General features: G+C 63.7%; 12 protein-coding genes. 8 read left to right on the top strand and 4 right to left on the bottom strand.

Features of this window, described 5'->3' with window-relative positions; translation table 11 throughout:
- Positions 1-7: 7 nt before the first annotated feature.
- The 6 genes from DESPR_RS15890 to DESPR_RS15865 are packed head-to-tail and all read left to right on the top strand — an operon-like array spanning position 8 to position 7,270.
- Entirely contained in the window at positions 8-1,330 is a 1,323-nt protein-coding gene (locus tag DESPR_RS15890; RefSeq protein WP_015725821.1) for a hypothetical protein, read from the top strand.
- On the top strand, positions 1,327-2,457 hold the full coding sequence (gene hisC, locus DESPR_RS15885; RefSeq protein ID WP_015725820.1) for a histidinol-phosphate transaminase: 1,131 nt from the start codon (positions 1,327-1,329) through the stop codon (positions 2,455-2,457). The genes DESPR_RS15890 and hisC overlap by 4 nt, the downstream gene beginning before the upstream one ends.
- Positions 2,454-4,745 carry a xanthine dehydrogenase family protein molybdopterin-binding subunit gene (locus tag DESPR_RS15880; RefSeq protein ID WP_015725819.1) on the top strand — a complete coding sequence of 764 codons (2,292 nt, stop codon included), beginning with the start codon at positions 2,454-2,456 and terminating at the stop codon, positions 4,743-4,745. Before hisC ends, DESPR_RS15880 begins: the two co-directional genes overlap by 4 nt.
- Entirely contained in the window at positions 4,742-5,221 is a 480-nt protein-coding gene (locus DESPR_RS15875; protein ID WP_015725818.1) for a (2Fe-2S)-binding protein, read from the top strand. The genes DESPR_RS15880 and DESPR_RS15875 overlap by 4 nt, the downstream gene beginning before the upstream one ends.
- Positions 5,218-6,066 carry an FAD binding domain-containing protein gene (locus DESPR_RS15870; protein ID WP_015725817.1) on the top strand — a complete coding sequence of 283 codons (849 nt, stop codon included), beginning with the start codon at positions 5,218-5,220 and terminating at the stop codon, positions 6,064-6,066. Before DESPR_RS15875 ends, DESPR_RS15870 begins: the two co-directional genes overlap by 4 nt.
- A complete protein-coding gene (locus DESPR_RS15865; protein ID WP_015725816.1) occupies positions 6,059-7,270 on the top strand; it encodes an MFS transporter in 1,212 nt (403 codons plus the stop codon). Before DESPR_RS15870 ends, DESPR_RS15865 begins: the two co-directional genes overlap by 8 nt.
- A 287-nt stretch (positions 7,271-7,557) precedes the next feature.
- Here the strand turns inward: DESPR_RS15865 and DESPR_RS15860 are convergent, their stop codons facing one another.
- Positions 7,558-7,758 (bottom strand): cold-shock protein, encoded by a 201-nt coding sequence (locus tag DESPR_RS15860; RefSeq protein ID WP_015725815.1) that lies wholly within the window; start codon positions 7,756-7,758, stop codon positions 7,558-7,560.
- 770 nt (positions 7,759-8,528) lie between these two features.
- Positions 8,529-9,404 (bottom strand): glycine--tRNA ligase subunit alpha, encoded by an 876-nt coding sequence (glyQ, locus tag DESPR_RS15855; protein WP_015725814.1) that lies wholly within the window; start codon positions 9,402-9,404, stop codon positions 8,529-8,531.
- Between the two features lie 199 nt (positions 9,405-9,603).
- On the opposite strand from glyQ, the gene uvrA reads away from it, so the two are divergent.
- Together uvrA and secB are read left to right on the top strand one after the other, a co-directional pair.
- Positions 9,604-12,441 (top strand): excinuclease ABC subunit UvrA, encoded by a 2,838-nt coding sequence (gene uvrA, locus DESPR_RS15850; protein ID WP_015725813.1) that lies wholly within the window; start codon positions 9,604-9,606, stop codon positions 12,439-12,441.
- 119 nt (positions 12,442-12,560) lie between these two features.
- Positions 12,561-13,025, top strand: coding sequence for a protein-export chaperone SecB (gene secB, locus DESPR_RS15845; RefSeq protein ID WP_015725812.1), 465 nt, complete (start codon positions 12,561-12,563; stop codon positions 13,023-13,025).
- A gap of 265 nt (positions 13,026-13,290) precedes the next feature.
- Here secB and DESPR_RS15840 read toward each other — a convergent pair whose 3' ends face one another.
- Positions 13,291-13,569, bottom strand: coding sequence for a hypothetical protein (locus tag DESPR_RS15840; RefSeq protein ID WP_015725811.1), 279 nt, complete (start codon positions 13,567-13,569; stop codon positions 13,291-13,293).
- Positions 13,570-13,800: 231 nt separating this feature from the next.
- The gene (locus DESPR_RS15835; RefSeq protein ID WP_015725810.1) at positions 13,801-15,684 is read right to left on the bottom strand and encodes a bifunctional metallophosphatase/5'-nucleotidase; all 1,884 of its coding nucleotides are present in this window, start codon (positions 15,682-15,684) and stop codon (positions 13,801-13,803) included.
- Positions 15,685-15,814 lie beyond the last annotated feature (130 nt).

Genomic DNA, 15,814 nt, shown 5'->3' with positions numbered 1-15,814 from the left:
ATTACCGATGAAACAGTCGTCAATCCGGCCGCACAGCATCGCCGCGCGTCTTCCCTTCAGCCCGCCGTTCCTGCCCTTGGTCATGACCCTGGTCGACAAGGGCGCGCAGGGATTCGGCGCCACCGGTCCGGCGGCCGGCGGCCTGGTGCTGGCCACCGAGGAACTGTTCTCCTTCTATGTCCAGCAGGCCGCCAAGGGTTCGGCGGTGGAGATCGAGCTGGAGGACCAGGGCTATCGCCTGGCACTCTCCCTGATCTTTCGTGTGGCCAATCCCGATCTGCGCGCCCTCAATCTGACCTGGAGGTGCAGCCTCGACAACGAGGACGCGCTGGCGATGCTCGGTCCGATGCTCGCCGCCCGCAGCGTCTCCAGCCTGCGGCTCGAGTTCGGCGCCGACGAGCAGGTGGCGCTGCGCATGACCCGCGACCGCGACTATCCGCAGGCCGCTCCCGTGCCGTTGCCACCGGCCGACCTGGCGGGACCGCTGCGCCTGCTCGATCCCTCCCGGGAGGACCTGCGTCACTTTGCCGCCATGGCGGTGACCGCCGGGAGCGAATTCCTCCCCGGCTTTCTCGCCCGGCCGGACATGGCGGCGGCCATGCTGGCCGTGGGCCATGTGAGCGCGCTCCTGGTCGAGCAGGGCAACTGGATCCGGGGCGGCGTGCTGTGGCGGCCGCTGACCGATGCCTGCCTGGAACTCTACGGCCCCTATCTGTTCGGTGACGATCCGGGCGACCAGGGGCTGCGTCTGCTGCTCGACGAGGCTGTCGGCCGCATCTCCCGTTCCGCCTTCCGGGGACTGGTACGGCGGCAGGGAGCCTTCGCCGGCTCCGAGCGCTTCTTTGATTTCCTCGGCGAGCTCCCCCTGCGAGGGCCCGGAGGAATCAACCGCTGCACCTGCTACTATCGCCAGCTCAAGGAAGAGAGCGGCGGCACGGTCTACTGCGCCGAACCGCTGGCCACCTTCCTCGGCGCCCAGTACGACCGCCTCTGCCTGCCCCGGCAGATCCGCCCGTCATCGGGCGATCCCGCCCGGTTGCGCGACAGTTCGGTACTGGCGGTGGAACTCGAATATGGTCGATCGCTGGCGGTGATCCGTCCCCTGTGCGCCGGCCGGGATATGACCGCCAACCTGGCCGCCCACCTGGAGTTGCTGCGGGGCGAGGGGATCGCCAACTTCCTGGTGGAACTCAACACCGGCCGAAGCGAGGACACCGCCTTTGCCGCATCCCTGGCCGAGACCGGCTTTGTGCCTCGTCTGGTGATTCCGGATGGCGGTCAGGGCGACCTGGTGATCTATGACCATCCGGCAGCAGGGGCCCGCGCATGAATCTTGAGGCCCTGATCCCCGAGTATGTGCGTGGCTTTCAGGCCTATGTGCCCAGCAAGCCGGATCATCTGCTGATGCGCGAATACGGTGCCCCGGTGCTACACCGGCTCAACAACAACGAAAATCCGCTGGGGCCGCCGCCGGCCGCCGCCAGGGTCATTGCCGCCTTTCCCCCTGAGCGTGCCGCTGTCTATCCCAGCGGCGACTGCCATGACCTCCGCCAGGCGCTGGGAGTACGCCTGGGCCTGGTTGCGGACCGGATTCTGGTCGGCAACGGCTCCTGCGAGGTGATCTCCTCGGTGATCAAGGCCTTCTGCCAGCCGGGCGACAACATCATCACCGCCGACAAGACCTTTGCGGTCTACGAGTGGGTGGCCGAGTTCTCCGGCATTGAGGCCCGGTTGACGCCGCTGCATGATTATGCCTTTGACCCGCAGGCCATGCTCGACCGCATCGACCGCCACACCAAGATCCTCTTTGTCTGCAACCCCAACAACCCCACCGGCAGTTCCTGGTCCCGCCAGGTGCTGGTCGATTTCCTCGAACAGGTTGGTGACGACCGGATCGTGGTGGTGGACGAGGCCTACCGGGAGTATGTGGAGGATCCGGACTATCCCGACACCGTCGGCCTGATGGAGCGATTCCCCAATCTGGTGGTCTTCCGCACCTTTTCCAAGATGTATGGACTGGCGGGATTGCGGGTCGGTTATCTGGCGGGCACCGAGGCGGTGGTCGAGGTGGTGCGGCGCACCAGCGTGGCCTACTCGGTCAATGTCCAGGCCCAGCAGGCGGCCCTGGCCGCCCTGGAGGACGATTGCGAGCACATTGCCGCCACCCGGGCCCTGGTGCGGCAGGGCAAGGCCATGGTGGGCGATGCCTGCCGGGATCTGGGGCTGGAAACGGTCGGCGGCGAGGGCAATTACCTGATGATCCGCACGCCGATCAACGACATGCTCATGTACCGGCGGCTGATGCGGCGGGGCATGATGGTTCGCACCATGACCGGGTTCCGCTTTCCCGGCTGGATCCGGGTCACCCTGCGGGAGCGAGAAGTGATGGAACGGTTTGTCGAGGCGCTGGCCGAGGAGGTGGATATGATCCGGAACAAACAAGGAGTTGCCGCATGACCGCCAGGGAACCGTTGCAGGTGGGCCGCGCGGAGGTGCGCTGCGATGCCGCGGCCAAGACGGCCGGCATCGAACCCTATGCCGCCGACCTCTATCCGGAGAACCTGTTGTGGGCCGGGGTGGTGCGGGCCGGCATCGCCAGCGGCCGGTTGCTCTCGGTGGCGACCGAGGCGGCCCTGGCCGTTTCCGGCGTCTACAAGGTACTGACCGCCGCCGATGTATCGGGTCCCAACCGCCACGGCATCATCCATCGCGACACCCCGGTGCTGGTGAACGAGCGGGTGCGCCATGCCGGCGATGCCGTGGCCCTGGTCCTGGCCGAGAGCCGAACGGCCCTGCGCCAGGCCATTGCCCGGGTGCGGGTGGAGATCGAACCACTGCCCGCGGTGTTTGATCCGGAAGCGGCTCTGACCGAGGGGGCGCCCCTGTTGCACGAGGGGCACGCCGGCAACATCCTGCTGGCCGCCGAGATTCGCACCGGCGAGGCCGACCGTGCCCTGTCCCGTTGCGAGGTGGTGGTGGCAGGGGAATTTTCCACCCCCATGCAGGCGCACATCTATCTGGAGACGGAAAACGGCGTGGCCCGGTTGGAGAAGGATGGCACCCTCACCATGACCGTGTCGAGCCAATCACCCTTTCGCGACCGGTTCGAGGTCGGCACCGCCCTTGGCATTCCTTACGACCGCCTCCATATCGTCGCTCCCTGTTTGGGCGGTGGGTTCGGCGGCAAGGACGGGGCCACGGTGCAGTGTCTGCTGGCCCTGGCCGCGCTGCACGCCGAGGGCCGGCCGGTGAAGATGCATTGGGAGCGGGAAGAGAGCATGGTGGCCGGCTATAAGCGCCACCCCTGCCGGCTGCGCTACCGCCTGGGCGCGGACCGGGACGGCACGCTCATCGCCCTGCACTGTTCCCTGCTCTACGACACCGGCGCCTATGCCCATCTGGGCGGCGAGGTGATGGAGCTGGGCATGGAGCATGCCGGTGGCCCCTACCGCATCCCCCATGTGCTCATCGAGGGGCGCTGCGTCTACACCAACAACCCGGTGGCCGGGGCCATGCGGGCCTTTGGCGTCTGCCAGGTGGCCTTTGCCATGGAATCGATGATGGACCTGCTGGCACAAGAGCTCGGCATGGATCCCCTGGAGCTGCGCCTGCGCAATGCCCTGGTCGAGGGGGATGACAACTGCGCCGGCCTGCGGCTCACCACCTCGACCGGCATGGTTGGCTGCCTGGAGAGGCTGCGTGAGCACCCCCTGTGGCAGGAGCGGCAGGCATGGAAGGCGCAGGCCCCACCCCAGACCCGGCGCGGCCTTGGCCTGGCGGCGGTCTTCAATGCCGCCGGTTATGGCGGCAAGGTGCGCGATGCCGCCATTGCCAAGGTGGAGTTGAATGCGGAGGGGAAAATCGTGGTCCACAACGCGGTCACCGACATGGGCCAGGGCAATGGCAGCGCCTTTGTGCAGATGGCCGGCCATATCCTCTCCCAGGATGCGGGCCAGATGGAATTGCGCCAGCCGGACACCCGCACCGCCTATCCCTCGGGTTCGGCCTCGGCGGGCCGCACCACCTACACCTTCGGCAATGCCCTGATCAAGGCCTGCGAGGAGCTGCGAGCCCGCCTGATTAACCGCGCCGGTCTGCTGTTGTTCCTCGACGATGATCGCGATCTCCGCCTGGTGCCCGGCAAGGTGATCCACCCGCCCACGGGTCGCCAGGTGGAATTCGCGCAGCTGGCAGCCTTCATGCCCCAGGAGGACCGGGTATGCATCAGCCAGTTCGTGGCCCCGGTGTGCGAGCAGCCACCGGACACGGCCAAGGGGTTCTTCATCGGCTTCCCCCATGTGATCTTTGCCTACGGCGCGCATCTGGCCCGCATCGAGGTCGACCTGTTGACCGGCCTGATCCGGGTGTGCGACTATGTGGCCGTCACCGACGGCGGCACGGTCCTCAATCCGACCATGCTTGATCAGCAGATCCAGGGCGGGGTGGCCCAGGGGATCGGCTATGCCCTGATGGAGGAGGTGGAGCGGCACGAGGGCAGGGTGCACAGTGATAGCCTGGCCACCTACCTGATCCCCACGGCTGTGGACCTGCCGGACATCCATTCGTGCCGTCTTGAGGGAGCCGAGGCCACCGGGCCGTTTGGACTCAAAGGGGTGGGCGAGGTGGCGATGAATGGCCCGCTGCCGGCGGTGGCCAACGCGGTTGACCAGGCCTGCGGTATTCGTCTGCATCAGGCACCGCTGACCCCGGAACGGGTGCTGTTGGCTTTGGAGGAAAAGGCATGAAGGTACGGTTTGCGCTGAACGAGACACCGGTTGCAATCGATGTCCCCCCTGATCGGCGGGTGGTGGATCTGCTACGCGAGGATATGGGCATGACCGGCACCAAGGAAGGCTGCGGCACCGGCGAGTGCGGTGCCTGCACGGTCCTGGTCAACGGTGAGACGCGGCTCTCCTGCCTGATGGTGGCGGCCCAGCTGGAAGGCTGCCGGGTCACCACCGTGGAAGGGGTGGCGGCGACGACCGAAGGAGCGCTGCTCCAGCAGGCTTTTGTCGAGGAGGGGGCGGTTCAGTGCGGCTTCTGCATTCCCGGCATGGAGCTGACGGCCCTGGCCCTGCTCCGGCAGGAGAACGCACCGGATCGTGACTGCATTCGTGAAGGATTGTCCGGCAACCTCTGCCGTTGCACCGGCTACACCAAAATCGTCGACGCGGTCGAACGAGCGGCCCGCGATATTCGCTGCTGCCGGGAGGAACGATGAGCGCGGTCCTGATCCCCACCTGCCTGGACCAGGCCCTGGATCTGCTGGCCGAGCATCCCGATGCGTTGCCGCTGGCGGGCGGCACCGACCTTTTGGTCCGATTGCGCGCCAGGGACCCGGGCAGCGCTCCTCCCTTGCTTTCCCTGGCCCGCATCGAGCAACTGCAGGGCGTGGCCGAGCACTCATCTTTCCTGGCCATCGGCGCGGCCACGCCCTTTGCCCGCATCCTCGCCGATCCGCTGGTGGAGCGGCATGCGCCGCTGGTGGCCCAAGCCGCCCGAACCATCGGCGGCCCAGCCGTCAGGAACATGGCCACCATCGGCGGCAATATCGCCACCGCCTCGCCTGCGGGCGATTCCTTGCCACCGCTGTGTCTGCATGATGCCCGAATCGAGTTGGCCTCGCCCGCAGGCAGGCGGGTGCTGCCGCTCGATGCCTTTCTCCACGGTCCCGGACGGACGGCACGGCAACAGGGGGAACTCATCACCCGCATCCTGCTGCCCAAGGCACCGCCTTTTTCCCGTGAGCGGTTTGTCAAGGTCGGTCGTCGAAGGGCCCATGCCATCTCGGTGACCAGCTTTGCCGGTCTGGCCCGACTTGACGACGAAGGCGTCATTGCCGATATTCGCATGGCCTGGGGCAGCGTCGGGCCGACGGTGGTCCGGCTGCCTGGGTTGGAGGCGGAACTGGTTGGTGTTCGGGTTGACCGCGCACCCCTCGGCCATATCCATCAAACGGTACATCAAGGGGTTTCGCCCCTCAGCGATCTCCGCGCCTCGGCCGAATATCGCCGCCTGGTGGCGGCCAACCTAGCGGTTCGCTTCGTGGAGGCCTTGGGTGACTGAGGGGCGTGGGCTCATCTCTCCGGGGTTTGTGGCGATCAATCTCCAATTTGCCCTGGTCACGGCCATTGCCGCCCTGTTTTTCGCCTTTTCCGGCTATCTCCAGTTACTGGGCCTGAGCCCGGCAAGCGCGGGCTTCATCCTCAGTGCCGATGCCCTGGCCGCCTTGGTCATCCAGCCATTGATCGCGCCCGTGGTCCACTCTGCCAACGCCCGTCGCTGGCTCGTCGTCGGTTCGCTGCTGCTGTCGATGGCACTCGCGCTGCTGTCCCAGGTCACCTCGGTGCCGTTGCTGGTCGTGGCCCGGCTGTTCCAAGGTGGCGGGTTCATCTGTATGCTGTCGGCCCTGATGGCCCTGCTGGTCGGCTGTATTCCCCCGGCAATGAGCGGCCGGGCCTTTGGCTGGGTTTCGCTGGTTCGCTTGCTCCCGTATGCACTCATCCCCTTTCTGTTTGATCTGCGCGCCATCCAGGCCGCGTCATTCCCCGCCGTGCTCCACGCGGCCGCCGTGGTGGCGCTGCTGCCGCCACTGCTGCTCCTGCTCCCGGCCGCCCGGCACGCAGAAAGGGGAGAGAAACCGTCTCCCCCGGGATTGGCTGGCATGGCCGCCAGCCTGCGCTCGCCGGCCGTGGTGACGCTGCTGCTCTCGACCTTGCTCTTTTTTTCCGGTTACGCCACGCTGTTCTTTTATTTCAAACAGTTCGGTCTCAGCCGGGGTATTGTCAACACCAGCCTCTTTTTCTCCACGGCCACAGTGGTGATGATCGCGGTCCGGTTGTTGGGCAGCTGGTTGTTCGACCGCTGCCACAAGGTACAGCTCTGTGCCGCTGGGTTGGTGCTGGCGAGTGTCTGTTACGCGCTGCTCCCTCTGTGCGCCTCCAGTCCGGGGTTGGCGCTCCTGGCGGGATTTTCCGGCTTGGGCTGGGGAATCGCCATGCCCCTGCAGGCGGCCGCCATGTTCGACCTTTCCCCGCCGGCCCATCGGGCCATGAACCAGAACCTGCTCGTTGTGATGATGCAGGGCGGGTTTTTTCTCGGTCCCTGTATCGGCGGGTTGCTGCTGGACCGATTCGGCTACACGGTCCTCTTTCTCACCCTTGCCGCCGCAACGCTTGTGGCGGGATTGCTGCTACTGGGCATTCGATGGTTGCCGCCGAATCAAGGAGACGCGACTTCCGGCAGTGCGATGTCGATCAGCCACGAATAGGAGTCAGGGAACGGCCTTGTTGTGCTTGTCGGCCGTAGCAGAGGCCGGCACAGGAGGCGTTCCGTGTAGCGCGTACCTGTTTACCAGCTGGATCGAGGAAAAAAACGAAGGGAACGTGTCGAGCGGTTCATTGACCGCAAGGAAGACGACGGGAAGGGGGCAGACGATAGAGAGAGGTGCTCACGCCAAACCGTTGGCGGCGGGGCGAAGGCGAGGGGATTGGGCAACGAACGGCGCACGCCGCTTTGTCCAAGACAAAGCGGCGTGCGCGGCATCGACGTGGGTGATCAAAGTTTGGTCACGTTTTCAGCAGCCGGCCCCTTGGCGCCGCTGACCACCTCGAATTTCACCCGTTCTCCCTCTTTCAAGGATTTGAATCCCTGGCCCTGGATCGCCGAATAGTGGACGAACACATCCTTGCCACCATCCTGCTGAATAAATCCAAACCCTTTGGAATCGTTGAACCATTTAACTGTTCCCTCTGCCATTGCCGTTCCTCCTTGTGTCTACGACCTAACAAGCTGACCCGGTTACGGGCCTTTTTCAAATGCGGGTTTATACCTTACTACCTCCTGCCACGGTGCATGCGGGACCGAGCGGGAGGTGTTGGCAAAACCCTAAAAAAGTCATGCGCTTCCCAGAGCCAATCGCCGAAGGCGGCGGTTTCTTGCTTCACCTTGGAGGGGTGAACCGCTGACGCAGAGAAAGCACGCGCCAACCTGCACAGGATGAATGAAAAATGATTGGACAACGAGGGAAAAAAAGGTGTCACTTGGTATCAACTCCGGGCAAAGAAAGGGCGGCAAGGGACAACGGGTCGATGATCCAAGAAATGAGGACAACCGTCATCCACCGGGGCGGTTTCACGCCACGGGGGTGTTGTAGCTGTCTTCAAAGACTGGGGGGAAATCGGGGAACGCAGGGGAAGCAGCAAACGGTCAAGGCCATTGCGGGCCGGGAAGGAGACAACGATGTGACCGTTGGAACCGTTCATTCAGTGGGCACACCCCATGGAAAGGGAACAACAGCAGGCACAATGAAGACGTTCGAAGGAGGATGGTGTGGAAGATTGTGGGGAGAAGATATGTACCACAGATACTCGAACTGCTGTGCCTGAGCCCAGGATAAAAAGGGAAGATGCTCAACTACGAACCGAATTTTATCTACTTTAAAATACTCTGAAAGGCCAGATATTTTTTCGCTTGGTCCGGTTTTTTTCGCTGCCCGCCGAGCTGCTTTTTCCCTTGTTGTGTTTCGCCTAGACCGTTGCCTTGAGCAAAGGATGCCCCATGGCCGCGCGCTGCTCGACGTAGCGCTGGGCCACCTGGCGGGCGATGTTGCGTATCCGGCCGATATAGCGTGTTCTTTCGGCTACGCTGATGGCCTTGCGGGCATCGAGCAGGTTGAAGGTGTGCGAGCATTTGAGGCAGTAGTCGTAGCCAGGCAGGATCAATCCCTTGTCCACCAGTTTCAGGGCCTCGCGCTCGTAGTTGTCAAAGGCCACGGTCAGGTCGGCGACATTGGCCTCCTCGAAGTTGAAGGCCGAGAACTCTTTTTCCGCCTGGTGAAAGATCTCGCCGTAGGTCACATGCTCGTTCCAGGCAATGTCGTAGACCGAATCCACCTTCTGCAGATACATGGCGATCCGCTCCAGACCATAAGTAATCTCCACGGTGATCGGTTTGAGGTCCACCGAACCGGCCTGCTGAAAGTAGGTGAATTGGGTGATCTCCATGCCGTCGAGCCACACCTCCCAACCCAGCCCCCAGGCCCCCAGGGTCGGGGATTCCCAATCGTCCTCGACAAAGCGGATGTCGTGTTCGAGCAGATTGAGGCCGAACCGTTCCAGGCTCTCCAGGTACATGGCCTGCACATCCTTGGGCGAGGGTTTGATCACCACCTGGTACTGATAGTAGTGTTGCAGCCGGTTGGGGTTCTCGCCATAGCGGCCATCGGTGGGACGGCGCGAGGGCTGGACATAGGCGGCCTTCCACGGCTCGGGCCCCAGGGCGCGGAGCAGGGTGGCGGGATGAAAGGTGCCGGCGCCGACTTCCATGTCATAGGGCTGCATGACAACGCAGCCCGCGGATGCCCAGTAGCTGTTCAAGGTGGCGATGATGTCCTGAAAATACATGGTGAAATCTTTCCAGTATTGATTGTTGGGTGATCGTGGCTACAATTTGTGCGGCAATCTACCATAGGCCGGGGCCATGGTAAACGAAATTGTCTCTTGAGCGCTCGCAGCGGCAAGCCCGGCGACGAACACAGATCGAGGCCGTTTTGTGCGGTGCTCCAGCCTGCTCCCGGCCTCCTTTCCCCGCAGAGTACTTGTTATGGAACCGCAATATCTTCGCATCCGCGGCGCGCGCATGCACAACCTGAAAAACATCTCCGTCGATCTGCCGCGCAACAAGCTGATCGTGTTCACCGGCCTGTCCGGTTCGGGCAAATCGACCCTGGCCTTCGACACCCTCTACGCCGAGGGCCAGCGGCGCTACGTCGAGTCGCTGTCCACCTACGCCCGCCAGTTTCTCGGCCAGATGGACAAGCCCGATGTCGACCTGCTGGAGGGGTTGTCGCCGGCGGTGTCCATCGAACAGAAGACCACCAGCCGCAACCCGCGCTCCACCGTGGGCACGGTCACTGAGATCTACGACCACCTCCGCTTGCTCTTTGCCCGCGCCGGCCTGCCCCATTGCCCGCAGTGCGGCCAGCCGATCCGCTCCCAGTCGATCCATGACATGCTCGACTCCCTGCTCAGCCGTCAGGAGGGGGAAAAGGTCATGCTGCTGGCGCCGCTGGTCATTCAGAAGAAGGGGCAGCACGAGCAGGTGTTCCAGCGGCTGCGCAAGGAAGGGTTTGTCCGCGTGCGGGTGGACGGCGAGATTCGCGCCCTGAGCGAAGAGATGGTGCTCGATAAAAACAAGCACCACTACATCGAGGCCGTGGTCGACCGACTGGTGCTCAAGGACTCGATCCGCAGACGACTCGACGAATCGATCAGCACCGCCGTGGCCCTGGGTGGCGGCACCATGCTGGCGGTTTTTCCCGACAGCGGCGAGGAACTGCTGTTCAGCGAATCCGCCGCCTGCCACCAGTGCGGGATCTCGGTGCCGGAGTTGTCCACCCAGCTGTTTTCCTTCAACAATCCCCAGGGAGCCTGCCCGGTGTGCAGCGGTTTGGGCGTCAATCAGTTCATCGACGAGCGGTTGATCGTGCCCGACGAATCGCTCTCCCTCATCGACGGCGCCATCGTCCCCTGGACCCGGCGGCGGCTGTCCACTCAGGCCGACCAGTGGATCGAAACTTTTGCCCGCCACTACCGTTTCGATCCCACCACCCCCTTTGCCGACCTGCCGGCCAAGGTAAAAAAGGGGCTCTTGCATGGCACCGGCCGGGACAAGCTCGAATTCATCCACACCCGCGGCAAGCGGACCCTGGTGACGCAGCTCCCCTTCGAGGGCCTGGTTCCCCGGCTCAACCGGCTGTTCCGCGAGACCAGCTCCTCCCGGTTGCGCGAGGAGGTGGAGGGGTTCATGAACGAGCAGGGCTGTCCGGCCTGTCAGGGGGCCCGGCTCAAGCCCGAGGCCCTGGCGGTGCGCGTCGGCCGCTGGTCGATCATCGACCTGTGCCGCATGGCCATCGAGCAGCTGATCAAGGAATTGGCAACCCTGGAGTTCGAGCCGCGTCAGGCGATCATCGCCACCCCGATTCTCAAGGAGATCCGCGAACGGCTCTTTTTTCTCCAGGGTGTGGGTCTGGGTTATCTGTCGCTCGACCGCAAGGCGGGCACGCTGTCCGGCGGCGAGGCCCAGCGCATCCGCTTGGCCTCGCAGATCGGCTCCGGCCTGGCCGGGGTGCTCTACATCCTCGATGAACCCAGCATCGGCCTCCACCAGCGCGACAACAACAAGCTGATCAAAACTCTGATCAACCTGCGCGACCTCGGCAACACGGTGATCGTGGTCGAGCATGACTCGGACACCATCGCCAGCGCCGACCACATTCTCGACATCGGCCCGGGCGCCGGTGTCCACGGCGGCGAGATCCTCTATTCCGGCCCGGTCGCCGGCCTGCTCGACTGCGAGGCCTCGCAGACCGGCGGCTACCTTTCCGGCCGTCTCAGGATCGAGGTGCCGGAAAAACGCCGCCCGATCCGCAGCGACGAGGCCCACGGCATTGAAGTGCGCGGCGCGCGGATCAACAATCTCCAGGACCTCACCGTCCGCTTCCCCCTGGGGGTGATGACCTGCGTCACCGGCGTGTCCGGTTCGGGCAAGAGTTCGCTGGTGATCGAGACCCTCTTTGCCGAGGCGCAGCGCTACTTCACCGACAAGAAGGGATACCGCAAGGGACCGCATCTGCTCCACGGCCTGGAGTGGCTCGACAAGGTGATCGACATCGACCAGAGCCCCATCGGCCGTACCCCCCGCTCCAACCCGGCCACCTACACCGGGGTGATGACCCCGATCCGCGAACTGCTCGCCCGGCTGCCGGAATCGCGGGCGCGCGGCTACCAGCCCGGCCGCTTCAGCTTCAACATCAAGGGCGGCCGCTGCGAGACCTGCGAGGGCGACGGCGTCATCCGCATCGCCATGCACTTCCTCCCCGACATCTATGTCACCTGCGAGCGCTGCCAGGGCAAACGCTACAATCAGGAAACCCTCGATATCCGCTACAAGGGCAAGAACATCGCCGACATTCTGCAGATGACCGTGGAGGAGGCGCTCGACTTCTTCCAGAATGTGCCGCCCATCGCCGGCCGGTTGCAGACCATTGTCGATGTCGGCCTCGGCTACCTCAGCCTGGGCCAAAGTTCGGTGACCCTGTCCGGTGGCGAGGCCCAGCGGGTCAAGCTGGCCAAGGAGCTGAGCCGTCGCTCCACCGGCAAGACGCTGTACATCCTCGACGAACCGACCACCGGCCTCCATCCCGCCGATATCCAGCACCTGCTGCGCGTGCTCGGCCGCCTGGTGGACGGCGGCAACACGGTGGTGGTGATCGAACACAACCTGGATGTGATCAAGACCGCCGACTATGTGATCGACATCGGCCCCGAGGGCGGCAGCGGCGGCGGCCGGGTGATCGCCGCCGGCACCCCGGAGGAGATTGCCCGCATTCCTGGCTCCTACACCGGCATGTTTCTCAAGCAGTTCCTCGGCTCCGACTGACCGGTTTTTTGATTGTGTTCCCGGTCCAACCCCTGGTACGATGACCCCCGAACGGACCATCTGACCGGCGCAGACTCCTGACGCCGGTTTTTATTGACTTCATCCCACAAGGACAGATCATGGCAGACCAGACCCCCGAACAGCAGGACATCCCGGTTTTTCGCATGCAGAAGATGTACATCAAGGATTTTTCCTTTGAGAGCCCCAATGCCCCCAAGGTCTTCCTGGTGCGCAATCAGGATCCTAAGGTGGACTTCAACCTGCAGCTGAAGAACCAGAAGCTCGACGACGACCACAGCGAGGTTTCCATCGCCATCACCGCCAAGGTATTGGATAAGAACAACGAGGATTCGGTAATGTTCATCGTCGAGATCGAGCACGCGGCCGTGTTCCTGATGAAGAACATTCCCCAGGAGCACCACGAGCGCGTTCTGGCGGTCGACTGCCCGCTGATGCTCTTCCCCTTCACCCGCCAGATCGTCTGTCAGGCCGCGGTGGACGGCGGCTTCATGCCCTTCTTGATGGAGCCGATCAACTTCATCGCCCTCTACGACAACGCCCAGCGCCAGAACAAGGATGCGTGATGCCCGACTGAGTGGGTCCGCACAGGTGCAATGCAAAGGGGGGCAACGGATTCCGTTGCCCCTTCTGTTTTTTCATGCCGCGCGATACCGAAACGTCCTGGCGCCAAACAGGGTCTATCCTGTTCAACGCTTTGCGCTGGCGGGATTGCTCGGTTGATATTTTTGTTGGATTACGCTGGGTTGGTGGGTAAGGGCAGGGGACACAATATGTCGACCCCGCTCTGCGGGTGGCCTGCCAGTGACTGACCATGGCGGTCGTTCAGGCTCAGGCGGTGGTGTGGGCGTGGTCTCCGGCGGCCGGGGTGTCCGGTGGTTCCTGGTGCTTGAACCGCTCGGTCCACAGCTTGGCCACGGCGTCGATCAGCTCTCCACAGAACATGCTGGGTCCGATGCAGAGCAGGATGATGATCGGGCCAAAGAACTGAACTGCGGCAACCGCGGTAAAGAAGTCGGTCGCCCGCCACAGGGCGGCAAACAGGCCAGCAATGGCAGCGCCGTAAAACAGATACACACCGATGTCGAAACGGCTTTTCTGCTTTTCCATGCACAGAAAATAAGCAGCACGCCTGGCGGTGTCAAAAGATGAAAGGTGCGGCTCGCGAAAGGATGGCACGGCTTGTCCTGCGCATCCAAACGATGTTCGCTGTTTCAGGATCGTTGTCTCTCGTCCCCCCACGGGGAGCGGCCGGTTGTGCTCCCTGTGCTTGAGGTGGCGCCGGGGAGCAAAGAGCGCCGTGCGGGCGCCCCCTGTCTTCCCCTTGCGCCGCCGGCACGATTACGGGGTGTCGGTGAATTGCTGGGTGCTGTAGTCCGCCAGCGGCAACGGCGCCAGCACCTTGTTGTTGCCGGGCAGGTTCTTGAGGTACTGCAAAAAGGCCTCGGCATAATCGAGACCGACATCGATGCGCCGTTCACCGGTGATCTGTTTCAGTGCGGTGAACGAGTCGTTGCCGTCGGCGAGGAAAGAGATGGTAGCCACCTTGTAGGTTCTGTCGAGATCAAAGGGTTGGTACCCGCCGGCTGTGGTCCGAATCTCCAGATGGGAGAGACGCGCGCCTTTGGGCTTGTTCAGATCCAGCCGCCAGCGCAGGCCGCCGGTATAGGGGTAACAGCCGGTGTTGTTCGTTGGACCGACCACGCCGTCGATCGCATCCTCCAGGGCGTTCTTGATCTCCTGGCCGGTGGCATTGAGCTGCACCAGGGTGTTGTTGAACGGCAGCACCGTGTACACGTCCTTGACCGTGATAGGTCCTTTGGTCAGATCGACCCGAACGCCGCCGCCGTTCTGGATGGAGAGATCGGCGCCGAAAAAGGTCTTGCCCTGCTGGAGGAAAGCCTCGGCCACCACCTGCTGGATGTCGCCGCCATGCTTGTTGACCCGCTCGCTCTTGTTGCAGACATCGCCCAGGGATGAGCGCGACGTGTCGCGCTTGCTCCCCGGAACGCGGCGCAGACAGAGGTTGTCCGGGGCCGTGGCCACCACGATGTTCCCCATGGTTTCCTTCTGCTCTTTGTACGGCGCGAGCAGGGCCGTGGCCTGGGGGTCGGGCAGGGTGAGCCGCAGCACTTGGCCGCGAGCCAGGTCGGTCCGGACGGCAGCGGTTTCCGCAGCGGTCAGCGGTCCCTGTTCGGGGCGGCTGAATTGGTCGCCGAGCAGCACCCAAGGCGTGCCCGCACACGCACTGACCTCGCCCCGGGCGTCAAACCGCACCCGCAACTCCCCCACCACCGAACCATACTGCCACGCCTGGACAATGCACACCGGCTTGCCGTCCTTGTCCGTGCTCCGGGTGGGATACGGGCCTTCGGGCGAGAGGCCGTAGGCGCTCAAGGACTCCGGACCGAGCAGGGAGTGGGAATCGCCACCCACCACCACGTCCACCCCGCTGAGTTTCTTCACCAGGGCCTGATCGGCGCGGTAGCCGATGTGGGTGGCAAGGATGATCTTGTTGATGCCCTGGGCCTGGAGGCGGTCGATTTCCGCCTGGGCGGCTTCGGCCTCGTCGATGAAGGTGGTGTCCGCATTCGGCCGGGAAGAGTGCTTGGTCTTGCTGGCCACGGTCAGGCCGATGACGCCGATTTTCTGGCCGCCCCGTTCCAGGACCACCGAAGGCAGAATCGCTTCCGGCGCTTGCGCGCCGTACAGGGGCGAGCTGGGGCCGAAGCGGACATTGGCGCTCAGCAGCGGCGTGGCGCAGGTTCCGTCATGGAGAACGTCCATGAAGTGCTTGACACCTGCGTCGGAGTTGTCGAATTCGTGATTGCCCAGGGTAAAGGTGTCGAAACAGATGGTGTTCATCAGCTCGGCATCGGCCTTGCCGTTGTTGAGCAGCGAGTAGAGATCGCCGGTGCTGGCATCGCCGCTGTGGATCTTGATCACCTGGTCGGATTGCCGCGCCAACTCCTTGAAGGCAGCCACCACCCGGGGAAAGCCCCCCCGTTCCACGGTGATCGCCTCGCGGCCGCGGCCGGCGTCCAGTTGCAGGGTGATCTTTTCCGGGTCGAGATGCGAATGATGGTCATTGAGGTGCAGCAGGGTCAGTTCGATGGGCTCCGCGACGCCGCCTGGGGTACCGACAACCTGTTGTTCCGGTTGATCGCCGCAGCCGGCGAGGAAAAGGGTCAATCCAAAGGCCATTGTTTTTACTCCACGCCGCATGGTCACTCCTTGGAGGATGAGGGAAAGGTCAAGCTACCGGTCTTGTTTCAAATACCCACAGTATACCCGAATTGGGGCGAAGCCCTAGGGATATTCACCGGAGATTCCCGGCAAAACCTGCTTGAATTTT

This window comes from Desulfobulbus propionicus DSM 2032 (assembly GCF_000186885.1).
Classification (GTDB): Bacteria; Desulfobacterota; Desulfobulbia; order Desulfobulbales; family Desulfobulbaceae; genus Desulfobulbus; species Desulfobulbus propionicus.
This window is presented reverse-complemented; position numbering and strand designations above follow the sequence as displayed.

Coding starts and splice junctions, on each gene's coding strand:
- DESPR_RS15890 (WP_015725821.1), top strand. CDS start 8: ATGAAACAGTCGTCAATCCGGCCGCACAGCATCGCCGCGCGTCTTCCC.
- hisC (WP_015725820.1), top strand. CDS start 1,327: ATGAATCTTGAGGCCCTGATCCCCGAGTATGTGCGTGGCTTTCAGGCC.
- DESPR_RS15880 (WP_015725819.1), top strand. CDS start 2,454: ATGACCGCCAGGGAACCGTTGCAGGTGGGCCGCGCGGAGGTGCGCTGC.
- DESPR_RS15875 (WP_015725818.1), top strand. CDS start 4,742: ATGAAGGTACGGTTTGCGCTGAACGAGACACCGGTTGCAATCGATGTC.
- DESPR_RS15870 (WP_015725817.1), top strand. CDS start 5,218: ATGAGCGCGGTCCTGATCCCCACCTGCCTGGACCAGGCCCTGGATCTG.
- DESPR_RS15860 (WP_015725815.1), bottom strand. CDS start 7,758: ATGGCAGAGGGAACAGTTAAATGGTTCAACGATTCCAAAGGGTTTGGA.
- glyQ (WP_015725814.1), bottom strand. CDS start 9,404: ATGTATTTTCAGGACATCATCGCCACCTTGAACAGCTACTGGGCATCC.
- uvrA (WP_015725813.1), top strand. CDS start 9,604: ATGGAACCGCAATATCTTCGCATCCGCGGCGCGCGCATGCACAACCTG.
- secB (WP_015725812.1), top strand. CDS start 12,561: ATGGCAGACCAGACCCCCGAACAGCAGGACATCCCGGTTTTTCGCATG.
- DESPR_RS15840 (WP_015725811.1), bottom strand. CDS start 13,569: ATGGAAAAGCAGAAAAGCCGTTTCGACATCGGTGTGTATCTGTTTTAC.
- DESPR_RS15835 (WP_015725810.1), bottom strand. CDS start 15,684: ATGCGGCGTGGAGTAAAAACAATGGCCTTTGGATTGACCCTTTTCCTC.